Here is a 23,050-nt window from a genome sequence, read left to right on the forward strand (position 1 = left end):
GCTGCATGCTGCTTTCGGACCGCGATATCAAGGCCGAGGTCGAGTCGGGCCAGATCGCGCTCGACCCGTACGAACCGGGGATGATCCAGCCGGCCAGTATCGACATTCGCCTGGACCGGTTCTTCCGGGTCTTCGAGAACCATCGCTACCCGCACATCGATCCCGCCGAGGATCAGGCCGAACTGACCAGGATGGTGGAGCCGACCGGCGACGACCCGTTCATCCTGCATCCGGGAGAGTTCGTGCTGGGCTCGACGTTCGAGGTGATCACGCTGGGGGATGCCATCGCGGCCCGGTTGGAGGGCAAGTCATCCCTCGGGCGGCTCGGCCTGCTGACCCATTCGACGGCCGGCTTCATCGACCCAGGGTTCTCCGGGCACGTCACTTTGGAGTTGTCCAATGTCGCGACCTTGCCGATCAAGCTCTGGCCCGGGATGAAGATCGGCCAGTTCTGTTTCTTCCGGCTGTCCTCGCCGGCGGAGCAGCCGTACGGATCGGCGTCGTACGGCTCCCGTTATCAGGACCAGCGCGGCCCGACCCCCAGCCGGTCGAGTGTGAACTTCCACCGGACGAAGGTCTGAACGGCGCTGCCGAAGGGTCCGCGTTTCCCGCACCCTTTGCTCGACCCGCACCCGTTGCTCGACCCCGCACCCGTTGCTCGACCCCGCGACCTTTACTCGGCCCCGCACCGGATGCACCCGGTGCGCCGCCGACCTAGAGGTGCGGCGTCGAGGAACTGGTGCGGCGTCGAGGAACCGGTGCGACGCGCCGAACGGCTGATCGGGTCGGGTCTACCTGGCTGAGGTCAGCGGCCGGGGCCGGCCGAGCCGCCGCGGGCGGCGATCCGGCTCTGGGGCGAGCCGGTCGGCGGCGCCCCGCAGCACCCGGGCGAGTCGGGCTCGCGCGCCGAGCTCTGGATGGGCCTGCCGGTACGTCTTGAGCAACCGGCGCTCCTCGGCCTCGGTCAGCCGGTCGTGCATTCGCTGCTTGACGACGAAGCCGTTGACAAAGGCGTCGACGTAATCGGTGTTGGTCATGGCGGTGCTCCTGCCTGGTTGGCGAATGCGATTTCGGGCGCACTCGATCGCGGTATGGCGGCGTACGCCGTCATCGGGTCGGTCGTGGTGAAGGGGGACGGGCGGCGGGACCGTCGGGAAGACCCGCCGCCCGACGAATCAGGCTCGGGAGACCGAGATGTCCCCGCTGGCCGTGTTGGCGCGGATGCTCACGTAGGGGTCGCCCTCGTCGGGCTGGTTGCCGGCCTCCAGACCGATCAGCACCTCACCCGAGACCGACTTGAGATCGAGCCAGGCCGGCAGGGACTCTGCAACGGCGACGTTGATGTCTCCCGAGGAGCTGCGGCTCTCGACCGAGCCGGTGGTGCGTCCGACGTTGATGTCGCCCGAGGCAGTGTTGGCGCGCAACGCCCCGGTCAGCTCGCCGATGCTCACGTCACCGGAGGCGGACCGGGCCTGGACCGCTGCACCCGTTCCGCCGATCGAGATGTCGCCGGAGCCGCTGGTGATCTGGCCTGCGCTGCCGGTCACGGTCTGGATGCTCACGTCGCCGGAGCCGGTGGTGATCTGGACATCGGTCACCGAGTCCAAGGAGACGTCACCGGAGCCGGTGGTGATCCGGGTGGCGGCCAGCCCGACCTCGGCGGACACATCGGCCGAGCCGGTGGTCGCCTCGAATGCGAGCCCCGTGGGCATCGAGATCTCAAGGTTGACCTCGGCATGGTGGTTCTGCGGGAAGGCGACGAGCAGCCTGCCTTCGGACTCGGTCAGCTCGATCCGGTCCAGCAGGTTCTCGTCGGACTCGACGACGCCCTGGACGGTTTCGTCGGACGACTCGAGCAGTCGGACCTCGCCGCTGCCCAGGTTGCGCACGGCAACCGCGGTGATGTCATGGAAGATGAAGTTGCGCGTGCTCATTTGACCCATCCTTGGACTTGGTTTCCGGTACGAGGCGGCCGCGGGGGCCGTGGCGGGCGAGGCGGTCGGGGCGGTCGGGGATTCCGGGACGAACCGGTCTCACCGAAGACGCCGCCTTCGCCGAAGAGTCCGCCTGGACCGAAGATCCCGTTCGGGCCGAACGGGCCGTTGGGTCCGAGCACACCCATGCCGCCGAGACCCTGGCCGGCCTGACGAACCGGGCTGAGGGCGTTCTGGATGGCCTTGACCAGCCAGGCGTTGGTGGAGATGCCCTCCGCGTCGGCTGCTTCGTCGACCTTCCGCTTGACCGATGCCGGCAGCCGCAGGCTGACCCGGATCATCGGCTCGTCCTCGTCGATCTCTGCGGTGGGCTCGGCGTCGGCCTCGCTCGGATCGGGGAGGATGACGGTGGGCTCACCGGAGGGCTGCTGCGGAACATGCACGGCGAAGTTGGGGTTGCCGTCGACCACCCGGACCTCGATGGAGCCGGGAGCCAGTTCGGCGCTGATCTCGCTGGTGGCGTCGGTGATGGCACCGAAGAGCGCCAGCCGGGCGGACGATTCGACCGCGGTACCCAGACGCCGGGCGACGTCCTGGGTGTGTTCATCGGCCAGGGAGGCCGCGCTGACGATCCCGTTCCGGACGGTCTCGACATGCTTTGAAAGATCCATGACATCATCATGACACCATCGTGGTGTCATTTGCAAGAGTTATGGCGCCACTTGTGACGTCATTTGTGGATCGGTGGCGTCACTCCCACCCCAGCATCAGCCTTCGAGTGGCGGCTCCCGGCCACGTCGTCAAGGGCGGACGTCGCTACGGCGGACCGACTCCAGCAGCAGCTGCGCGACGTCGAGCACCTCCACCGTCTCGGCCGCCAGGCCGTCCGCCTGTCGGGCGGTCAACCCGTCGGAGAGCATCACCCGGCAGAAGGGACAACCGGTGGCGATCGCCGCCCGGTTCTGGTCCGCTGCCCCCGGTGTGGCGTGGCCGTTGAGGGCCGCCAACGCCTCGTCGGTCCTGGCCAGGTTGATCCGGGTGCCGATCCTCTCCTCCATCCACATCCGGGCACCGCCGGCGCCGCAGCAGAAGGACCGCTCGCGGTTCCGCGGCATCTCGGTGTAGGTGGAACCGGGGATACTTGCCAGCAGATCCCGGGGCGGGTCGTAGACCTGGTTGTGCCGTCCGAGGAAGCAGGGATCGTGATAGGTGATCGTCCGGCCGCCCACCGATCCGGCCGGCGGTGCCACCGGTGTCAGCCGTCCCTCCCGCACCAGTCGGTTCAGCAGCTGGGTGTGGTGCACCACCTCAAGATCGACCCCGACCTGCGGGTATTCGTTCCGCAGCGTATTCAGGCAGTGCGCGCAGGTGACCACCACCTTGTGGGCCTTGGCCTCCCTGAGGGTCTCGGCGTTCTCCAATGCGAGTTGCTGGAAGACGAACTCGTTCCCGGACCGCCGCGCAGGATCGCCGGTGCAGGTCTCACCGTTTCCCAACACCGCGAACGAAACCCCGGCAGTGTTCAGCAGTTCGGCGACAGCCTGGGTGGTCTTCTTCGCACGGTCCTCGTACGCTCCCGCACAACCGACCCAGAACAGGTACTCGACCTCGGTCAGATCCTCGACGTCCTCACCGACGACCCTGACGTCGAAATCCAGGTCCTTGGCCCAGTCCATCCGGCGTCGGGCGTTCTGGTTCCACGGATTCCCCCTTGCTCTCCAGGCCCTTGAAGAGAGTGTTCAGCTCGCTGGGGAAGTCCGATTCGATCATCACCTGGTAGCGCCGCATGTCCATGATGTGATCGACATGCTCGATGTCCACCGGGCACTGCTGGACGCAGGCGCCGCAAGAGGTGCAGGACCACAACACATCGGGATCGATCACGCCGGCATGACCGTCGCTGACCTGGATCGGTCCGACCAGCGGGCGCTCGGCCTCCTCCAGCACTGCGGCACCGAGGCCGCCGCGGGCCTCCTCCGCTGCCTGCAGATACGGCGCCTTGGCATATCCGTGATCACGCAGAGCGGTGATCAACAGCTTCGGCGACAGCGGTTTCTCGGTGTTCCAGGCAGGGCACTGGCTCTGGCAGCGGCCGCATTCGGTGCAGGTGGTGAAGTCCAGCAGCCCCTTCCAGGTGAAGTCCTCGACCTTACCGACCCCGAGTGGTGTGTCCTCGTCGATGTCGTCGAGTTCGGCGAAGTCCAGTGGCTTGCCGTCGACCATGATCGGTTGCAGTTCGCCGAGTGTCGGCGTGCCGTCGGCGTCGCGGCGGAACCAGATGTTGAACCAAACCGTGAACCGGTGCCAGCCGACGCCCATGGTCGTGTTCAAGCCGAAGATCGCCAGCATCAGCATCGAGATCAGGATCTTGATCAAGGCGATGACAGTGATCGTCGTGGCGATCGAGTCGTACGCCGTACCGCCGGGGAGCAGGAAACTGCTCAGCGGAAAGTGCCACCGCGTGGTCTCCTCGCCGAGCAGTTGATATTCCAGTCCGCGCAACAGCAGGACGCAGATCACAACCGAGAGCACGGTGGCCTCGATGTAGTACGCCTGGCCGGCATTGGAGCCGTAGAAGCGGTTGGCGCGACCCTTCCGCCGCTGGGCCTGGCGATAGACGATCAGGAACAGGATGCCGAACAGGCTCAGCCAGGCGATGACCTCGCTGAGCCATTCGTAGACCACCCAATGGCCGATGATCGGCAGGGCGAACGCCGGGTCGAAGATCTGGCCGTACGCCGTTGCCAGGCTGAAGAGTAGGGCGATGAAGGCGACGAAGACGAACCAGTGGGCGGCACCGTTGCGGGACCACTGCAACATCCGCGTGTGCAACAGGGTCTCGCGCAGCATCGTGCCCCAGCGACGGCCTGGTTGATCGCTGCGGCGCCCCTCGACCGATCGTCCGAGCCGCACCACCGCAACGATCCGGGCGATGCCGAAGATGAACAACCCGAAACCGGCAGCGGTCGCGGCCAGGCCAAGCACGATCGCCAGAATCCTCATGTCCTCAGTCTTTCGTATCGCCGTCGATGTGCCGATGTTACTCGCGAGTAACAGCTGGCGGGCCGGACCATCCCCATCGAGGTGGACCTGGTGCGCCCGACGCAACGCTCGGCGCGACAATAGGCAGGCGTCAGCTGCCTACCGACCGGAGGAGCGGATGGCTACCCGAATGTCGGAGGCTCACCGAGTCGGAACAGGATCTCGCCGGCGTTGTCCACCACAAGGGTGTCCGGATCCTCCCGGGCGGCCGTGATGTCGATCGACCCGGGTGAGCGATAGTCCAGCGCCAGCGATCGGGTCTCCTGCTCGCTGATCGCAGTCGCCAGTGTCACAGTGACGCGATCCCGTTCGCCGTCCTGCGGCGACCAGGTGCCGGCGCCGCGCAGATGCGTGGAGTGAGCCAGCACCCCCCAGGGATGGTCCTTGAACTGGTCCCACTGCTTGGCGAAGTAGTCCCGGCAGTGATAGCCGATCTCGGCGATCGCTGCTCCGTGGGTATGGCTGACCACCGAGAGATGCGGTGCAAAGATGATCACCTCGCCGCCGTCGGCCACGATCGGCTCGACCTTGTACATGCCCTTGGCTGCCACCCAGATCTCGTCGTACCGGTCGGGAATGATCGAGATCACGCGCTTGACCGGTCGCTCCAAATAGCGGATGTGGGTGTTGGCCGACAGCGCGGACGCCTTCTCCCAGGCACTGTGCACGTCGCCGACGGCGACACCGTAGAGATCGTGGCTCCCGGATCTGACCACGACGCAGCAGGCGAGCAGGTTGCCGGGAATCATCGAGGCCGCCTCGTTGATCATCGCCCGTACCGGTGTGATGCCGGGAGTGCCGATGATCGCCGCACTGCTGATCAACGCGCCGAGCCAGTGCGATGCGTCGATCATCTGCTGGCCGGAAACGCCGGGGAAGAGATACTTGGTGCCGCCGGAGAAGCCGACCACCTCATGCGGGAACACCGGTCCGAGGATCAGCACGTCGTCGGCCTCGACGACCGCCCGATTCACCGTGACCTCGACGTCGAGGCTGAGTCGCCCCTCGGACAGGTCCTCCACCCGGGCAGCCGGGATCGTCCCGATGCTGATCAGCTCCGAAGGCTCCCACCAGGCGTGATTGTCGATGCTCGCCTCGGGATACCGCCGGGCCAGGCCATCGGGCCCCACCTCGAACATCGCCTCGAGCTGTTGCTGCGACATCTTCGGGTGGGTGCCCAGGGCGATCAACACGCGGAGCCGGCGGACCCGGCCGACCAGTGCCCCGTACACGGTGTCCATCAACAACTGCAGTGGGCACGACCGGGTGCTGTCCGGAACGATCACCAGCACGTCCCGCCCGTCCAGCGGCTGGCCGGCCAGTTGCTCGGTGATGAAGGCCGTCGTCTCCTCGGGGGTCAACGAACGGTCGGAGGATCCGATGAAGGCGGCAGGCGTCCTGGTCGCGGTGTCCACCCTGGAATCCTGCTACCGGACGACTCCCACCGCAATCCGGGGTGGGTCAGCTGATGCGTTTCACGGCCGCTGCGCTGAGCGAGTCGAGCATGTCGCCCGGCTCGTCGGAACCGGACCCGACGAGTTCGAAGATCCCGAAGCTCCGGCCGTTGTGGAAGACCCCGACCCCTCCGATGGCCGCCCCATCGGCGTTGAAGGCGACGAACCGTACGGCGTTGCCGGATCCCGCGTGCACCGCGACCGGGCTGCCCAGTCGCCGATCGTCACCGTGCTGGCGGTACCGGCAGCCGGACAGGTCGTCGGTGAGGGCGGAGACGAGCCGGTGGACCGACCGGGCGGTATCGCCCCGGGAGACCGACTCGCGCAGCGTCGTCCGCCCGCCGACCGCGGACTCCTCACTGCGCCAGACCGCGGATGCGTAGCCGGCCCCGGCCGCGGAGAGGTCCTGCATCGTTCGGGCCCCGGTGCAGCCGCTCAACCGCTGGCGGCCGTCGGATCGCTGATCCGCACCGTCGAAGTCCAGCCCGAGCTGGTAGAAGTCGTCGGTCTGCAGGAGCATGCCGGTTCCGAACGGCTCGGGCGGCGTGCCGGCCGGATCCGCTGTGGCCGGGCTGACCCGTGTGGTCGGTGACCCCGGCGTGCTGGCCGATGTCACCGTCACGCCGTTGCCCAGGAGTTGAGGTGCGACGACGAACCCCGCGATCGCACCCGCGACGAGCGCGCCGACGACGACGGCCATCGCTGTACGGCTTCTCACACCATCTCCTCGCCCGACCTGCTGGTCAACGACCCCCGTTGCTTCCCAGCGAGCAGCAGTCTGCCGTCACGGGCCGACCGGCGCATCAACCCCTGGCATGGAATCTCCTGGCCGCGGACACGATCGGTCTCCTACTATCGGTGTATGCAGCCACGGCGATTTCTCCGCCCCCGGCCGGATCACGGCCGCGGGCTCCGTCGTGTGCGCACGGACAGCTAGCGGCGTCGCTGTGATCGAACGGCCGGGGGAGAACGTGTCCCAGCCGAGACCGATCCCAGGAGAAGAACAGACCATGTCCATCGAACCGTCCGCCCAGTTGCCCGACCAGTTGCCCGACCAGCTGTCGGACCAGCTGTCCGCCGAACCGCGCTATCTGACCCCGACCGAACTAAAGCGTGCGCTCAGCGTGCGCGATCTCACCGATCCGGCCACCGGACCGCATGCCATGCAGTTGATGCTGGCCGCGGTCGTCGACGCACTGACCGCGCGCTGGGGAGTGTCCGCAGCCGTCGTCCGGGTGCCGCCGCTGGTCTCGGTTGCCGACAACTACGACCGGCTGGGTTACGCCGCAACCGATGTGACCCGCGAATCCCGTTACACCCGCTACACCAGTCCGACGACGATGTTGCGCAGCCACACCAGCGCCAACATCCCGTACGCCATCAGTCGGTACGCGGTCCGGCTGGCGCCGGTGGATGAGTTGATCACCGTTCCGGGCCTCGCCTACCGGCGGGATGTGGTCGACCGTACCCATGTCGGCGAACCGCACCAGGTCGATCTGTGGCGGCTGCGATCAGTGCCCGACACCACAGAGGACGACCTGTTGATCATGATCGGCACCGTGGTCGATGCGGTGCTCCCCGGAGCTCGCTGGCGTACCACCCCGGCCGTCCATCCGTACACCCGCAACGGCTGCCAGGTCGATGTCTGGTACGACTCGTCCTGGCTGGAGCTGGCCGAATGTGGGCTGATCCATCCCGACGTGCTGCGCCGATCCGGACTCGATCCGGTCCGCTGGTCCGGTCTGGCGCTCGGAATGGGTCTGGACCGCGCATTGCTGCTGCGCAAGGGCATCCCCGACATCCGCTATCTCCGATCGGCCGAGCCACGGATCCTGGCCCAGCTCGATGATCTTGATCAGTGGCGCCCCGTCTCCATGCTGCCGCCGATCACCCGCGACCTGTCGATCGTGGTCGACACCGGTACCACCGACGAGCTGCTCGACGACGCGATCCGATCGGCGTTGGGCGACCGCGTCGATGACGTCGAGAGCATCGTCGTGTTGCAGCGGACGACCTACGATGATCTTCCGCCGGCTGCCCGACAACGGCTGGGATTGTCGCCGGACCAGGAGAACGCGCTGGTCCGGCTAACCTTGCGACCGATCGATCACATGCTCACCGATGCCGAAGCCAATCAGCTGCGCAACCAGGTGTATCGGGCGATCCACCGCGGGCCGGTGGTGGAGCTCGCCTGATCGGCAGGATCGAACCTTCCCGCGGATCGGCCGGCTCGGCCGGTCGCCGGCGGGATGCGACGTCAGCGGCGCACCTCGAACTGGAAGCAGCCGTACTCCAGCGCGCGGACGTGGACCAGCACGACCCGAGGATCACCGAACGCGTGGTCCAGGACGCGCGCAAAGCCGTCCTGGGCATCCTCGGGGATGCGGAACTGCTGACCTCCGACGATGTGGCCGCGGCTGTCATAGCGTCGGATGGTTCGCAGGGCGCCCGGCCGGGCGAAGGGATAGCTCGTGTCGGACGGGCCGGGGCACGGATCGGCGTGGATGAAGATCGGCCCGACCTCGTCGTAGGCGCCGGGATCGGCTCCCGTCCGTGCTGCCCACCGGCGCAGGGGAGCGTAGGAGACCAGGGCGACGCGCTCCCCTCCGCGGATCGACCGCAGACAACACCGCAGCGGGCTTCCGACACTGTCGATCGGCAGCCCGTCGGGGGTCGCCACGAACGGCCGCATAGCGTTGCCGGCATCGTCGCGGCTCCGGAGCTGGGCCAGGTGTTCCTCCGGGATCGCCCGCGGGCGACGGGATGGCACCGGCTGAGCGGTCCGGCCTTGAGCAGGGGATGCGTCGGTCGGTGCGGTCGAAGATGATGTGGTCATGGATCCATCGTCCTGCCGGCGAGGGCTGCGTGCTGGCGGTCATCGGACGCCGAATGGCGGAGCTGTCCTGACGGAATCGGCGGGTACTGTTGCCGCGCCGATACGTGAGTTCGTCGGCACCGGCCGTTAGGGTCGAGTGGTTCAGGCGACAGCTGGCAGACGGACGAGCAGATGGGGCCAAGCAGATGGCCGAGCAGATGAGGTTGGCGTGATCGAGTTCGATTCGGTGTCCAAGACGTACCGCGACGGCACGACCGCGGTGCACGATCTCAGCCTGGTCATTCCGTCGAACAAGATCACCGTCATCGTCGGCCCGTCGGGCTGCGGCAAGACCACCACCCTGCGGATGATCAACCGGATGCTGGAACCCACCAAGGGCGAGATCAGGTGGGACGACAGGCCGCTGCGCACCATCCGCAGGACCCAGCTCCGCCGGGAGATGGGTTATGTGATCCAGAGCGGTGGACTGTTCCCGCACCGCACCATCGCGGAGAACATCCAGACGGTTCCGCACTTGCTCGGCTGGAAGAAGGCCAGGAGCCAGGAACGCGCCCTGGAGCTGCTGGAGATGGTCGGCCTCGAACCGCGGCTGGCCAACCGGTATCCGAGCCAACTGTCCGGAGGACAACAGCAGCGGGTCGGCGTCGCCAGGGCGCTGGCCGCCGATCCGGTGGTGATGTTGCTGGACGAGCCGTTCTCCGCCGTCGACCCGGTGGTCCGTGCCGATCTTCACGAGCAGTTCCTGGAGATCCAACGGCAGGTCGGCAAGACCATCGTGCTGATCACCCACGACATCGACGAGGCGATCAAGCTCGGCGACCAGATCGCGATCATGCGAGTGGGCGGTGTCCTGGCCCAAGTGGGAAGTCCGCAGCAGTTGCTCGAGGAGCCTGTCGACGATTTCGTCGCCGCCTTCGTCGGCAAGGACCGCGGTTACCGCGGGTTGAGCTTCACCTCCGCGTCCGGTCTGCTGTTGGGTAGCGTGCAACTGGCCCGCGACCCGGCCTCGGCACGTCGTGACGCGCCGGTGCTGGTGATCGACGAGAACGCCCACCCGCTGGGCTGGGCCGATCGCAACCGGCCGGGCAAGATCCAGATGCTCGGTACCACTTTCCAGCCGGACAGCGACACCATGCGGATGGCGCTGGACTCCGCCCTGAACTCACCGGCCGGGCTGGCAGTCGCGGTGGAAGGGAACGGCCGCTTCGCCGGGGTGGTGACCGCCAGCGAGATCCTTGATCAGGTACGTCACCTCAAGGCCTCGGTGGCCGATGCGATCGCGGCCCGCGCCGAGGCCGATGCCGCCCGCGAGGAGGCCGAAGCTGCCCGGCGGGAGGCCGAGAGCGTACGGGCCGAGGCATCGCGGATCGCGGCTGACGCCAACGCGGAGGCCGAAGAGGCCGGCCGTATCGAAGCCGCGATCAAGGCCGCCGAGGAGAAGGAGGCCCAGGCCAGGGCGGCCGAGGAGGAGGCCGCAGCCAAGGAGGCTGCGAGCACGCCGAAGCCGACCGTCCGCGCCGACCAGCCGGCCGAGGACTGGTCCTGGGACGCGGTTGAGGAGTCGGGGACCCACGACCGATGAACTGGCGATGGATTGCGGAGAACTACGGCATGATCGGCACAGCGCTGGGCCAGCATCTGGTGCTGGCGCTGATTCCGGTGCTGGCTGCCTTCGTCCTGTCGATCCCGATCGGCTATCTCGTGTTCCGTACCCGATCGGTCGCCAACGCGATCCTGGCGATCTTCGGCGCTATCTACTCGATCCCGTCGCTGGCCCTCTTCGTCGTGCTTCCGCTCGCACTGGGCACCAAGATCCTCAATCCGCTGAACGTGATCGTGGCACTGACGATCTACACCACCGCGCTGTTGTCCCGCAGCGTCGTGGACGGCCTCCGTGATGTCCCCGCCGATGTGAAGCAGTCGGCGGATGCCATCGGGTACGGGGCGGTCCGGCGGTTCTTCGGAGTCGACCTGCCGTTGGCGATGCCGGTGATCTTCGCCGGTCTGCGGGTCGCCACCGTCTCCAACATCGCCCTGACCAGCATCTCGGTATTGATCGGCACCCCCTCGCTGGGAACCCTCTTCGACCAGGGCTTCAACCAGGGCTTCCTCACCCCGGTCTGGGTCGGATTGATCCTGTCGATCGTGGTGGCGCTGGCCGCGGATCTGGTGATCCTGATCATCCAGCGCGGAACGCTGCCTTGGGTCCGGAGGGCGTCGTGAACTTCTTCTCCTATCTTCTCGACCCGTCGCATTGGAGCGGTTCCGACGGGCTCGGTCTGCATGTCGCCCAGCATCTGCTCTACAGCCTGATCGCCGTGGCGATCGCTGCGCTGATCGGCATTCCGATCGGCATGCTGATCGGGCACACCCGGCGTGGCAACTTCCTGGTGATCGCCCTGGCCAACTCCTTCCGGGCGATTCCCACCTTCGGCTTGTTGATCTTGGTCGTGCTGCTCACCGACACCAGTTGGATCCCGGTGGTCTGTGTGCTGGGCGTGCTGGCGCTTCCGCCGTTGCTGACGAGTACGGCGACCGGCATCCTGCAGGCTGATCAGCAGGCCGTGCACGCTGCGCGGGCGATGGGCATGTCGCCCGGCCAGGTGCTCGGCCGGGTCGAGATGCCGTTGGCCACCCCGCTGGTGATCTCGGGTCTGCGCAGTGCCACCCTGCAGGTGATCGCCACTGCGACCGTCGGTGCCTATGTGCCGGGATTCGGCGGGCTGGGTCGGCCGATCATGGACGGCTTGCGCAACGGTGACTACGGCCAGGTACTCGCCGGAGCGATCCTCGTCGCGGGGCTGGCGATCCTGCTTGATCTTGTGCTCAGCCTCATCGGTCGGGTGACCGGCCGGCACCTGCGCTTCAAGCCGCCGCGTTCGGCGGTGGTCGAGACAACATCCTGAACCCCGGGTTTGTCGTGCGACGGACCGTGGTTGCAGCACTCTGCGTGATGCTCGTGCTGCCGCCGTCCGCCTGCGCCGCCGGACCGCCGGCCTCGGCGCACAGCCCGACCGCTGCGAAGCCATCAGCCGGGCCGACGCCGGCGGCGACGTCCGCCCCGGCATCTCCACCGACCTCCGCGCCGGCATCCGCACGGTCTGCATCAGCGTCGGCACCGGGTCGACATCCGACCTCGCGAGTATCGCCCCATACCGGCCTGACCCCGGACCCCCGCAACCGGTTCTACACCGACGACAAGTCCTGGTACGCGTCCCCGTGGTACTCCGGGCGGCACCGGATCATGGTCGAGTACGGCTGCACACCCGCGCCGTACTACGATCCGGATCCCCGCTGCCCGGACCGCCACGGATTCCACCACGGAGTCGACATCGCCATGCCGTGCGGCACACCGATCCTCTCCGGTGTGCGCGGCCGGATCATCCGGCCGAAGAGCCCCGGCGCCCCCGGGCCCGCCTACGGCAGCACCGCATTCCGGATCCGCACCCCGGCCGGCCGTGACGTGCTCGTCGGACATGCTCGGAGGGTCTTCGTCAGACCGGGTGATGTAGTGCGACGTGGAGAGTTGATCGCCCTCGCCGGATCACGGGGTGCGCCGGACGGCTGCCACCTGCACCTCGAAGTCCGTCGTCGCGGTGGTGGAGTCGCCGAGGCTGTGAACCCGATGCGGCTGGCCGCACTGCGGACCTGACTCGGACGCTGTCTGTGGCAGATGGCAGGCTTGACCGCAGCCGAACCGAGGGAGAAACCGATGCGCACGAAGAGCCGCACGATCCTGATCACCGCTGTGCTGACGATAGTGACTGCGGTTCTCGCCGCGTGTGGCGCCAAGGGCGACAACCCACTGGCCGGCGGCGCGTCGTCGAGTGCCGATGCCGGAGGGGGACAGGGCCTGGTCGTCGGATCGGCCAACTTCACCGAGAACCAGGTGCTTGCCGAGTTGTACGCGCAGGCCATGAGTGCCAAGGGCGTCAAGGCCTCGACCCACCTGAACATCGGCTCCCGCGAGGTCTACATCAAGGCGCTCAAGGACGGTTCGATCTCGGTCATCCCGGAGTACACCGGGAACCTGCTGCAGTATCTGGATCCCAAGACCACCGCCAGCACTGAGAAGGAGGTCGACGAACAGCTGCCGAAGGTGGCCAAGGAGCAGGGCTTCGCGACCCTCACCTTCACCAAGGCCGCCGACCAGGACGTTTACGTGGTCACGAAGACCACCGCAGACAAGTACGGCCTGAAATCCCTTGCCGACCTCAAGAAGGTGCCGAACCTGATCGTCGGCGGTCCGACCGAGCTGCAGAAGCGGCCGTACGGCCCGCAGGGGCTGGAGGGGATGTACGGCGCCAAGGTCAAGGGCTTCAAGGCGTACGACTCTCCGGCGATCAAGGTCAAGGACTTGAAGGACGGCAAGATTACGGTTGCTGACTTCTTCACCACCGACTCGGCGATCGCGGACAACGGCTTCGTGATGTTGGAGGATCCGCAGACCCTGATCCTGCCGCAGAACGTCGTCCCGTTGGTGCGGTCCGACGTCACCCAGAACGCCAAGGCCGTCGATGCGATGAACGGGGTCGGAGCAGCGCTGACCACGGCGGATCTGACGGCGATGATCAAGCAGGTCGACGTTGATCATCGAAATCCCGACGACGTCGCCAAGCAGTGGCTGCAGGACAAGGGGCTCGTCTAGTCCGGGCAGCTTCACCGACGCACGTCAGCACAACAATCTCGACGGTCCGACCGGACCCAGTCGCACCCGTTGAACCACCGGTCTGCGAGCTGGGTAGGTTGACCGTGTGCCTCACGACGTGCGTTCCATGATCAACGTCCTGTTCGATCTCCGCACCTGGGCGGTGTTCGACGTCGACAGCGCCGGCCGGATCCTGGCCGGACACGACGAGTCGGGCAGCCTCCAGCTGGTGGAGCTGGCGCCGGACGGGTCGCGGACCCAACTGACGGCGTTGCCGTCCCGGTGTACCGGACGGTATGTGCCCGGCAGCAGACCTCGCCAGGTGATCGTCCAGCACGACGCCGGCGGCAACGAACTGATGCAGCTGTCGATGATCACCGTTGAGGCCGGTCGTCCGCCGTACACGCTCGACGAGCTGACACCACTGGTCGCCGATGGCCGCTACATGCACGTCCTGCAGGATGTCACCGAGACGTCGCTCATCTACTCCACCAACCGGCGCAACACCGTCGACATGGATGTCGTCGTTCGCGATCTGGGTACCGGTGAGGAGAAGGTGCTGTACGACCAGGGCGGTTACGTCGGAGCCACCACGGTGTCGCACGACCAGGCCAGCGTGGCGGTGACTGCGCTCAGCCTGCAGCCGGCCAGCACGACCGTCTTCCTGGCCGGCGAACGCTCGGGCCCGGTCACCGACGCCGACGAACACGCCGCGCATCATGACGTCGCCTGGGCGGCCGACGACGACTCGTTGATCATCAGCTCGAACCATGATCGGGAATTCACCGCGGTGCTGAGGGTCTGGCTTGACGGCACTACCTGGGAGGAACTGGTCGCCGCCGATGATCATGACCTGGCGGTGAGCGTCTCACCGGATGCCTCGGCGATGGTGGTCGGGCATCAGATCGACGGCGTGTACCGGCTCGCCGTGCACGACGGCGACGGCACCTTCCGGGCCGAGGTCGGCCTGCCGGAGGACGGCGTACCGTCGGTCGTCTGGGCTCCGGACTCCTCGCGCTTCGCCCTGCTGGTCAGTGCCCCGAGCGATCCCGGGTCGATTCACAGCGTCGACGCCCGGACCGGGGAAGTGACCACCGTCATCGACGGACGCGAGCAGTTGCCGGTCGGCCTCGCGCTGGTGACACCGACGGTGCATCGGGTGCCGACCCCGGACGGCGAACAGATCCCGTGCTTCGTCTATCGACCTGCCGAGGAGGCTGAGCCGGACCTCGCCGGCGCCTCGGTGCTGCACATTCACGGCGGGCCGGAGGGCCAGGCGACCCGGATGTTCAATCCGATCGTCCAGGCCCTGGCCGGAGCCGGTCTGACGGTCATTGTGCCCAACGTTCGCGGCTCCTCCGGGTACGGCAAGCGGTGGGTGAGTCTGGACGACGTGGACAGGCGCCTGGACTCGGTTGCCGATCTGGCGGCACTGCATGCCTGGTTGCCCGACATCGGTCTTGATCCCCACCGCAGTTCCCTGTGGGGCGGGTCGTACGGCGGCGACATGGTGCTGGCCGGCGTGACCATGCAGCCCGATCTGTGGGCGGCCGGTGTGGACATCGTGGGAATGTCGTCGCTGGTCACCTTCTTGGAGAACACCTCGGCCTATCGTCGGGCCTACCGCGAGCGCGAGTACGGCCGGCTGGATGCTGATCGGGACTTCCTGATCAAGGCCTCGCCGATCACCTACCTTGATCAACTCCGTGCGCCGTTGTTCGTCATCCACGGTGCCAACGATCCCCGTGTTCCGCTGTCGGAGGCCGAGCAGATCACCGCAGCGCTGGCCGAACGGGGTATCCGGCACGAGCTCAAGGTGTACGCCGACGAAGGGCACGGCCTGGCCAAGCGGGTCAACCGGAAGGACGCCTACCCGGCTGCGATCTCCTTCCTCACCGAGGTTCTCGCCCGGCCCTGACCCGTGGTCGGATCGGACCCGGTCGCAGCGTCAGCGGGCGGGCCTAGGCTGCCGTCGTGGACGTGGCGGTGGCGTACGAGAGCGGCAGCCGGTTGCTGGTGGCCCCGCTGTCGGACGGCCTGCCGGTGCAACCGCGACAGCTCTCGGTCGACCAGCTGGATCGGCTTCCGAGCCTGATCGATGCGCCGGCGGACCGGATCCGCTGGGTCTGGGCCGACACCGCCGCGATCTATCCCCGGCTGCTCGACCGGGGTGTACGGGTCGAGCGCTGCCAGGATCTGCGGCTGTGCCACGCCATCCTTGCCGGACATGAACCGAGCCTGGCCGCCGATGATCGCTGGCGGCGGCAGGGGAGCGTCGACGCGGAGCCGACCCTGCTCGACGACCAGCTATCCGACGACCGGGTCGACCTGGACGAGGTGATCGCCGAGCACCGCCGTCAGCAGGATCATCTGGCGCCGGCACCCGACCTCGATGACCAGGAACGGATCCGACGGGCCAAGCTGCGGCTGTTGTTGTCGGCCGAATCGGCCGGTGCCCTGATAGCGGCCGAGATGGCCCACAGCGGCCTGCCCTGGGACGTGGCGGTCCATGATCGGCTGCTCACCGAGATGCTCGGTCCGCGGCCGCGCTACGGCGAGCGGCCGGCCAAGCTGCAGGCCGTCGTCGACGCGTTGATCGGCGCCCTGGAGGTCGGCCCGTTCAATCCGGACTCGCCCGTGACGTTGATCGATGCCCTGCATCGTGCCGGGATCCAGGTCAACAGCACCCGCAAATGGGAACTGGAGAAGATCGATCATCCGGCGATCGAGCCACTGCTGGAGTACAAGAAGCTGTCCCGGCTGCTGTCGGCCAACGGGTGGTCCTGGATGGACACCTGGATCACCGGCGGACGCTTCCGGCCGGACTATGTGGTCGGCGGCGTGGTCACCGGCCGCTGGGCCACCGACGGCGGCGGTGCGCTGCAGTTGCCAAAACAGATCAGATCGGCCTCCCGGGCCGACCCGGGTTGGAAACTGGTGGTTGCCGACGCGTCGCAGCTCGAACCCCGGGTGCTGGCGGCCATGGCTCGGGATGACCGGATGGCCGCCGCGGCGCACGGTCATGATCTTTATCAGGGGTTGGTGGACACCGGCGTGGTGGACACCCGGGCGCATGCCAAGGTGGCCATGTTGGGCGCGTTGTACGGCGCGACAACCGGATACGGCGGCAACCTGATGCCGCGGTTGATCCAGGCCTATCCGCGGGCCACCGGAGTGGTGGAGCAAGCGGCCCGGGCCGGTGAACGGGGCGAGATCGTCAGCACCTTCCTCGGCCGGCGTTCGCCGCGTCCACCGGAGTCCTGGCGGGAGCAACAACGGCTGGCGGCCGGCGGGGACGCCCCGGCCGAGGAGGTCCGCCGGGCGCGGCAGCAGGCCCGGGACTGGGGACGGTTCACCCGGAACTTCGTGGTCCAGGGCACGGCCGCGGAATGGGCCCTGTGTTGGATGGCCGGACTGCGACAGCGCCTGGTCGATCTCGGTACGCCGGGTGCCCGACCACATCTGGTGTACTTCCTGCACGACGAGGTGATCGTGCACAGCCCGGCCGACTGTGCCGACGTTGCTGCGGAGTTGATCAAGGACGCCGCCGCCGCCGCCGGCCGGTTGCTCTTCGGCGAGAGCGGTGTCGAGTTCGCCCTCGAGGTGGCGATCGTCGACAATTACGGCCAGGCGAAATGATCAACGTGCCTTGAGCCAGGCCAGTACCGCCAGCACCCGCCGGTTGTCGGATCCGACATCGGGCAGGTTGATCTTGGTGAAGATGTTCGAGACGTGCTTCTCGACGGCGCCTCCGGTGACCACCAGTCGCTGGGCGATCGCGGAATTGCTGCGCCCCTCGGCCATCAGTGCCAGCACCTCCCGTTCCCGTGGCGTCAGCTTGGCCAACGGGTCCTGGGTGCGGCGGGCGACCAGCAACTGGGCGACAACCTCCGGATCCAGCACCGTGCCGCCCTCGATGATGGTGCGCAGCGCATCGGCCAGGGTGTCCAGCGAGGTGACCCGGTCCTTGAGCAGATAGCCGACGCCGCCACGGCCGTCGGACAGCAGCACATCGGCATAGGACAGCTCGATGTAGGCCGACAGCATCAACACACCAAGATCGGGATTGGCCGTTCGCGCCTCGACGGCGGCCCGGAGCCCGTCGTCGGTGTTGGACGGAGGCATCCTGATGTCGACCACCGCGACGTCGGGCCGGTGCTTGGCCGCCGCGTCGACCAGGCTCTGCGCGTCCCCGACCGCGTCGACGACATCACAGCCGACCTCGGCCAGCAGCCGGATCAGTCCTTCGCGCAGCAGTACCGAATCGTCGGCGACGAGAACACGCATACCCGCCAGTGTTTCGTACGACGGTGCGAACGCGGTATCGGTTCGGCCGGTCGTCGCAACACTCGTCGTCGCGAAACCGGTGATTGCCGCACTGGTCATCGGTTCGCTCACTCGTGGTTCATCAACGGGATGGTGGCGGTCAGGTGGGTCGGGCCACCGGTGGGAGACTGGACGGCGAGTGACCCGTCGACCCCGCGCAGCCGTTCGGCCAGGCCGGCAAGGCCGTGGCCCTTGGCGGCGGAGGCGCCGCCGATGCCGTCGTCGGTGACGGTGATCAGCGCGATCGCCCCGGCCCGACGCAACTCGACCGAACAGGATGACGCGCGGGAATGTTTGGCCATGTTGGCCAGGGCCTCGGCCGTGACGAAGTAGGCGGCGTTCTGGGCGGCGTCGGACAGCGGCACGTCGTCGACGTCCACCGTGGTGGGGACGGTCGACCGGGCGGCGAGCGCGGTGATCGCGGCGCGCAGTCCCTGCTCGGAGAGGATCGGCGGGGCGATGCCGCGGGACAGCGTACGGATCTCCGCGAGCGCCTCCTGGGATTGGGCAAGCGCTGAGCGGAGCATCTCCCGGGCCTGGTCCGGGTCGGTGGTGATCCGGCGCTCGGCGGCGCTGATGTCCATCCCGAGCCGGACCAGCCGTTGTTGCGGTCCGTCGTGCAGGTCGCGTTCCAGCCGGCGCAGGGTGTGTGCCTCGGCCTCGCCGGCAGCGGCCCGGCTGGTCGCCAGCTGGCTGACCTGCTCGCGGAGTTGGGACGCTTCGTCGTCGAGAAGTCCGCGGGCGATGCCGACGTGCAACAGGACCAGGCCGCGGAGCACGTACGGTGCGGTGGCCACCACGATCAGGCTGAGCAACAGGTAGATGACCATCTCGGCGGCCCGGCCCGGCAGGCCGAGCAGCCAGCCGAGCCCGTCGTCGACGTTGTGCATCCAGATGCCGAAGATCGCATAGAGCAGTCCGCCGGGCCCGGCGATGCACCAGACCAGACCGACAGGGAAGGTCGCGGTGCCGACGACGAAGATCAGCAGGACGTGCAGCAGCTCCCGCCAGGACTGGGTGTGGGTGAGCCGGCGGAACCGACTGCGCAGGCCTTTCGTGCGGGTCGGGTAGACCGGGCGGGCGATCTCGAAACCCCGACCGGACAGCAGGTTGCGGTGGATCTGGGAGAAGCTGCCGGCCGTCGCCAGGCTGATAGTCAGCAGCAGGAAGCCGACGACTATGGGGATGGTGCCGACGCCGACGACGAACAGCACGATGCAGACGATGAACGCCGGAAGCGCGACGAAGAACGTTGACACCAGAAAGCCCAGGTCGCCGACCGTCCGGCGAACCAGTTGGCCGATCGCCACACCCCTACGCACAACCCCAAGCTTCGCTGATCGCCGTGCCACGCGCCATCAGGGGAACCGGCGATTTCCGGGTGGGGATAACCCCAGGCCGCCGGATCGGCGGGCTGGATCGGACGGGTTGCTCAGGTGGGATCGGGTGCGGCCGCCAGGGGCAGTCTCAGTTCGAAGCGGGTGTCTCCCGGGACACTCCACACCCGGACCAGGCCGTGATGAGCTTCGGCCACGGCGGCGACGATCGCCAACCCGAGTCCGGTGCTGCCCCTGGCCTCGTCCCCGTTCCGCGCACGGCTGTCGTCACCACGACTGAACCGCTCGAAGACCCGACCCTGGACGTCGGCGGGGATGCCCGGGCCGTTGTCGCTGACGCTGATCACCACCTCCTGGCCCTCGACCCGCAGTCCGGCGCGGACGGACGTACCGGCCGGTGTGTGGGTCCGGGCGTTGGCCAGCAGGTTCACCACGGCCTGGTAGAGCCGGTTGCGGTCCCCGATGACCACGGGCGGGGGATCGTTCCCCTGGCCCAGCGATCCCAGTTCCAGCGACCAGTGATGATCGGGGCCGGCAGCCCTGGCGTCGCTGACGGCGTTGATCAGCAACTCGGTCGCGTCGACCGGCCCGACCTCGATGGCAGGGCCGGAATCCAGCCGCGCCAACAACAGCAGGTCCTCCACCAGGGACGACATCCGCTCGGCCTCGGATTCCACCCGGCCCAGGGCGTACGCCGTGTCGCGGGGAAGTTGGTCCCGCTCCCGGCGAGTCAGCTCGGCATAACCGCGGATCGATGCCAGCGGGTTGCGGAGTTCGTGGGACGCGTCGGCGATGAACTGCTTGAGTTTGGTCTCGCTGGCCTGGCGGGCGGCCAGAGCGCGGTCGACGTTGTCGAGCATGTGATTGAACGCCTGGCCGACCCGGCCGACCTCGGAGACCGGATCCGCATCGGCCTCCGGCACGCGCAGGGCCAGTGTCACGTCACCCCGATCGAGTTTCAGTTGGGACACCTGCTGCGCCGTCGCCGCAACCCGGTTCAGGGGCCGGAGACTGCGGCGAACGACCTCCTGGACAGCCACCGCGGCACCGATCAGGGCCAGCAGGGACACGCTGAGGGCAACCAGGACCGTACGGGAAAGCACCCGGTCGGTGTCGGAGAGCGGGATACCGACGACGAGGGTGCCCTGCTGGTTGTCGTTGAAGACCGCCGGATAGCCGGCCACCCGGTAACGGCCGAGGCCCTTCAACCGGATGGTCGTCGGTCCGTCATTCGGGTCGATCTGGGACAGCTGGGCCACCACGGCATCAGTGAGCGCAGCCTTGATCACCTGGGGTCCGCGGGTCGAAGCGAGTCTCCCGGAATCTGCCTCCTCTCCGCTCCCGGCGACGTAGGCGGCGTACAGCGTGCCGATCGGCTGGCCGCCCCTGAGCAGGGCGTCCGCGGTCTGGAAGCCGGCGCCGGGAGCACGCAGCCGGTCGACGATCGCGGAGAGTTGTCGGTCGGCGTTGCCGGTCAGTTGCCGGCTGAGCGTCAAGGTGCTGGCGCCGCTGAGCAGTACAGCGATCGCCGCAACGATCAGCAGCACCCGCACCAGCAGTTGTCGGCCGAGGGTCCCGCGGGCGAAGGTGCCCCGCGACAAGGTTCCCCGCGAGGTGCCCCGCGCCGAAGTGCCCGCACCGGTGGCGTCGGCACCATGGGCCGGGGCCGGCTGTGCGGCCGGAGGCTGCCCGGGGTTCGGGCGGTCCGGACCCGGCGCGGCAGTGGTCACGACGCAGTCTTTCCGGTCGTCGACCCGGTCACTCGGCGGCGGGACGCAGGACGTACCCCGCGCCTCGCATGGTGTGGATCATCGGAGCGCGATCGGCGTCGATCTTCTTGCGCAGATAGGAGATGTAGAGCTCGACGACGTTGGCCTGACCGCCGAAGTCGTAGTTCCAGACCCGGTCGAGGATCTGGGCCTTGGACAGCACACGGCGCGGGTTGCGCATCAGATAGCGCAGCAGTTCGAACTCGGTGGCGGTGAGATAGATCTCCTGCCCGGCCCGGTACACCTCGTGGGAATCCTCGTTCAACACCAGGTCGCCCACCACGAGAGAGGACTCCTCGCGGGCCGAGCCGGCACCGGTCCGCCGTAGCAGTCCGCGCAGCCGAGCGATCAGCTCCTCCAGGCTGAACGGCTTGGTCACGTAGTCGTCACCGCCGGCGGTCAGCCCACCGATCCGATCCTCGACCGCGTCCTTGGCGGTCAGGAAGATCACCGGGACATCGGGGTCCTCGGCCCGGATGCGGCGCATCACCTCGAGGCCGTCGAAATCGGGCAACATCATGTCCAGCACGATCGCGTCCGGGCGTACCTCCCGGGCTGCCCGGACCGCCTCGACACCGGATCCGGCCGTCGTCACCTGCCAGCCCTCGTAGCGCATCGCCATCGAGAGCAGTTCGGTGAGGCTTCGCTCGTCGTCGACAGCGAGCACCCGGATGGGGCTCCCGTCAGGCCGCGTCAGCGGCACGGCTTGGGTCTGCAGGTCAGTACGCGCCATGCCTCAACGATCCCAGCAGCAGCTTCGGCCGCGCTGGGTGTTGGCTATGAGTTTCCTGTGAGACGGTCCGAGGATCGGCGGCGGGCCGATCAGCCGCGCGGGCGGATCAGTGTGTCGGTCGTGTTTTCACTCGGGGCCGGGCCGGTCGACCGATCGCGCGTGCTGGGTGGGGCAGTGCTCGGCGTGCCGGTGCCGGTCGATGTCGCGGGCGTTGCCGGGCGCGGTTCGGTCCGGCGCTCCAGGCGTTGCCGCGGCTCCGGTTCCGGCTGGGCGTCCTCGCCCTCGTCCTTGGTGCGACGGCGGAATAGCCGGTCGACACCGACCGCACCGCTGCCGTACACCACCAGCAGCAGGGCCAGCAGACCGAGGATGACGTTGTACTCCCAACCACCGTTCCAGGTCGCCTGGCCCCCGTTCACCTCGGCGAGGTTCCAGCCCTTGTACCAACTGGTGTAGGCGATGATCAGCACCTGCTCGGCGACCACGACGGCAGCCACCAGCGGGACCAGGGCGCCGACGATCAGGAAGATGCCGCCGACCAGTTCGATGATGGTGCCGCCCCAGGCCGCGTAGTTGGCGAAGGGGGTGGCGAAGGTCCGCAGATAGGCGATCTGGCTGTCCATGCCCTGCTCCTGCCACCGGCGCCACCCGTGCAGGATCAGGATGCCGCCCAGGCCGATCCGTGCCAGCAGGAGGACGAGGCTGCGTACGACTCTCAGGAATCCGGCCATGATCATCAATTTAGGCGACAACTGGCCGGTTTCTGAGGCTACACGCCGCACGGCTTCGGTCAGGGTGATCCCCCGCCGAGCCATGACCTGAGCCATTCGGACTCAACCCGGATTGAAGTTGCTCCGCACTTCGTGCATAGTTGAGCCAGGCCCGCTCAAGGGCGAAGTTGAGTGGAATAGACTCAAGGCTGGGACGTTGCACCAGATGCAATTCCCGAACCACACACAGATACAGCACCG

Annotated in this window: 22 protein-coding genes; 9 read left to right on the plus strand and 13 right to left on the minus strand. The window is 67.7% G+C overall.

What is annotated here, in order from left to right; all coding sequences use genetic code 11:
• Window positions 1–5: 5 nt before the first annotated feature.
• Window positions 6–581, plus strand: coding sequence for a dCTP deaminase (gene dcd, locus GJV80_RS19925; protein ID WP_154689397.1), 576 nt, complete (start codon window positions 6–8; stop codon window positions 579–581).
• A gap of 210 nt (window positions 582–791) precedes the next feature.
• On the opposite strand, the gene GJV80_RS19930 is transcribed toward dcd, so the two are convergent.
• From GJV80_RS19930 to GJV80_RS19955, 7 genes are all read right to left on the minus strand, one after another.
• Window positions 792–1,037 (minus strand): hypothetical protein, encoded by a 246-nt coding sequence (locus tag GJV80_RS19930; protein WP_154689398.1) that lies wholly within the window; start codon window positions 1,035–1,037, stop codon window positions 792–794.
• A 138-nt stretch (window positions 1,038–1,175) separates the two neighbouring features.
• Window positions 1,176–1,934 carry a DUF4097 family beta strand repeat-containing protein gene (locus GJV80_RS19935; protein ID WP_195909031.1) on the minus strand — a complete coding sequence of 253 codons (759 nt, stop codon included), beginning with the start codon at window positions 1,932–1,934 and terminating at the stop codon, window positions 1,176–1,178.
• Window positions 1,931–2,605, minus strand: a complete 675-nt coding sequence (locus GJV80_RS19940; RefSeq protein ID WP_154689400.1) for a hypothetical protein — start codon at window positions 2,603–2,605, stop codon at window positions 1,931–1,933. The genes GJV80_RS19935 and GJV80_RS19940 overlap by 4 nt, the downstream gene beginning before the upstream one ends.
• Before the next feature lie 129 nt (window positions 2,606–2,734).
• Complete coding sequence (locus GJV80_RS25245; RefSeq protein ID WP_370518785.1) at window positions 2,735–3,610, minus strand: (Fe-S)-binding protein; 876 nt, start codon at window positions 3,608–3,610, stop codon at window positions 2,735–2,737.
• Window positions 3,564–4,937: a 4Fe-4S dicluster domain-containing protein gene (locus tag GJV80_RS25250; protein WP_370518786.1), complete on the minus strand. Its 1,374-nt coding sequence runs from the start codon at window positions 4,935–4,937 to the stop codon at window positions 3,564–3,566. Before GJV80_RS25250 ends, GJV80_RS25245 begins: the two co-directional genes overlap by 47 nt.
• A gap of 161 nt (window positions 4,938–5,098) precedes the next feature.
• Window positions 5,099–6,391, minus strand: a complete 1,293-nt coding sequence (locus tag GJV80_RS19950; RefSeq protein ID WP_154689401.1) for a lactate racemase domain-containing protein — start codon at window positions 6,389–6,391, stop codon at window positions 5,099–5,101.
• Between the two features lie 46 nt (window positions 6,392–6,437).
• The gene (locus tag GJV80_RS19955; protein ID WP_154689402.1) at window positions 6,438–7,148 is read right to left on the minus strand and encodes a hypothetical protein; all 711 of its coding nucleotides are present in this window, start codon (window positions 7,146–7,148) and stop codon (window positions 6,438–6,440) included.
• 292 nt (window positions 7,149–7,440) lie between these two features.
• Between GJV80_RS19955 and GJV80_RS19960 the strand changes: the two genes are divergently transcribed.
• Complete coding sequence (locus tag GJV80_RS19960) at window positions 7,441–8,625, plus strand: hypothetical protein (protein ID WP_154689403.1); 1,185 nt, start codon at window positions 7,441–7,443, stop codon at window positions 8,623–8,625.
• A gap of 62 nt (window positions 8,626–8,687) precedes the next feature.
• On the opposite strand, the gene GJV80_RS19965 is transcribed toward GJV80_RS19960, so the two are convergent.
• Complete coding sequence (locus GJV80_RS19965; protein WP_154689404.1) at window positions 8,688–9,266, minus strand: DUF1203 domain-containing protein; 579 nt, start codon at window positions 9,264–9,266, stop codon at window positions 8,688–8,690.
• 208 nt (window positions 9,267–9,474) lie between these two features.
• Here GJV80_RS19965 and GJV80_RS19970 point away from each other — a divergent pair, with 208 nt between their 5' ends.
• From GJV80_RS19970 to GJV80_RS20000, 7 genes are all read left to right on the plus strand, one after another.
• Window positions 9,475–10,848 (plus strand): ABC transporter ATP-binding protein, encoded by a 1,374-nt coding sequence (locus tag GJV80_RS19970; RefSeq protein WP_154689405.1) that lies wholly within the window; start codon window positions 9,475–9,477, stop codon window positions 10,846–10,848.
• Window positions 10,845–11,489, plus strand: a complete 645-nt coding sequence (locus GJV80_RS19975) for an ABC transporter permease (RefSeq protein WP_154689406.1) — start codon at window positions 10,845–10,847, stop codon at window positions 11,487–11,489. The genes GJV80_RS19970 and GJV80_RS19975 overlap by 4 nt, the downstream gene beginning before the upstream one ends.
• Window positions 11,486–12,172 (plus strand): ABC transporter permease, encoded by a 687-nt coding sequence (locus tag GJV80_RS19980; protein WP_154689407.1) that lies wholly within the window; start codon window positions 11,486–11,488, stop codon window positions 12,170–12,172. The genes GJV80_RS19975 and GJV80_RS19980 overlap by 4 nt, the downstream gene beginning before the upstream one ends.
• A gap of 14 nt (window positions 12,173–12,186) precedes the next feature.
• Window positions 12,187–12,918 carry a M23 family metallopeptidase gene (locus GJV80_RS19985; protein ID WP_154689408.1) on the plus strand — a complete coding sequence of 244 codons (732 nt, stop codon included), beginning with the start codon at window positions 12,187–12,189 and terminating at the stop codon, window positions 12,916–12,918.
• A gap of 60 nt (window positions 12,919–12,978) precedes the next feature.
• Window positions 12,979–13,914, plus strand: coding sequence for an ABC transporter substrate-binding protein (locus GJV80_RS19990; RefSeq protein WP_154689409.1), 936 nt, complete (start codon window positions 12,979–12,981; stop codon window positions 13,912–13,914).
• Window positions 13,915–14,041: 127 nt separating this feature from the next.
• The gene (locus tag GJV80_RS19995) at window positions 14,042–15,832 is read left to right on the plus strand and encodes a prolyl oligopeptidase family serine peptidase (RefSeq protein ID WP_154689410.1); all 1,791 of its coding nucleotides are present in this window, start codon (window positions 14,042–14,044) and stop codon (window positions 15,830–15,832) included.
• Between the two features lie 56 nt (window positions 15,833–15,888).
• On the plus strand, window positions 15,889–17,553 hold the full coding sequence (locus GJV80_RS20000; protein ID WP_154689411.1) for a bifunctional 3'-5' exonuclease/DNA polymerase: 1,665 nt from the start codon (window positions 15,889–15,891) through the stop codon (window positions 17,551–17,553).
• Here GJV80_RS20000 and GJV80_RS20005 read toward each other — a convergent pair whose 3' ends face one another.
• From GJV80_RS20005 to GJV80_RS20025, 5 genes are all read right to left on the minus strand, one after another.
• Window positions 17,554–18,201, minus strand: a complete 648-nt coding sequence (locus GJV80_RS20005) for a response regulator transcription factor (protein WP_154690398.1) — start codon at window positions 18,199–18,201, stop codon at window positions 17,554–17,556. It abuts the gene before it with no gap.
• Window positions 18,202–18,308: 107 nt separating this feature from the next.
• The gene (locus GJV80_RS20010; protein ID WP_195909032.1) at window positions 18,309–19,562 is read right to left on the minus strand and encodes a sensor histidine kinase; all 1,254 of its coding nucleotides are present in this window, start codon (window positions 19,560–19,562) and stop codon (window positions 18,309–18,311) included.
• Window positions 19,563–19,672: 110 nt separating this feature from the next.
• On the minus strand, window positions 19,673–21,307 hold the full coding sequence (locus GJV80_RS20015; RefSeq protein ID WP_230207876.1) for a HAMP domain-containing sensor histidine kinase: 1,635 nt from the start codon (window positions 21,305–21,307) through the stop codon (window positions 19,673–19,675).
• A gap of 28 nt (window positions 21,308–21,335) precedes the next feature.
• Window positions 21,336–22,079 (minus strand): response regulator transcription factor, encoded by a 744-nt coding sequence (locus GJV80_RS20020; protein WP_154689413.1) that lies wholly within the window; start codon window positions 22,077–22,079, stop codon window positions 21,336–21,338.
• A gap of 89 nt (window positions 22,080–22,168) precedes the next feature.
• Complete coding sequence (locus tag GJV80_RS20025; protein WP_195909033.1) at window positions 22,169–22,810, minus strand: DoxX family protein; 642 nt, start codon at window positions 22,808–22,810, stop codon at window positions 22,169–22,171.
• Between the last annotated feature and the right edge of the window lie 240 nt (window positions 22,811–23,050).

Origin of the sequence: Microlunatus sp. Gsoil 973, assembly GCF_009707365.1 — a bacterium.
GTDB lineage: Bacteria > Actinomycetota > Actinomycetes > Propionibacteriales > Propionibacteriaceae > Microlunatus.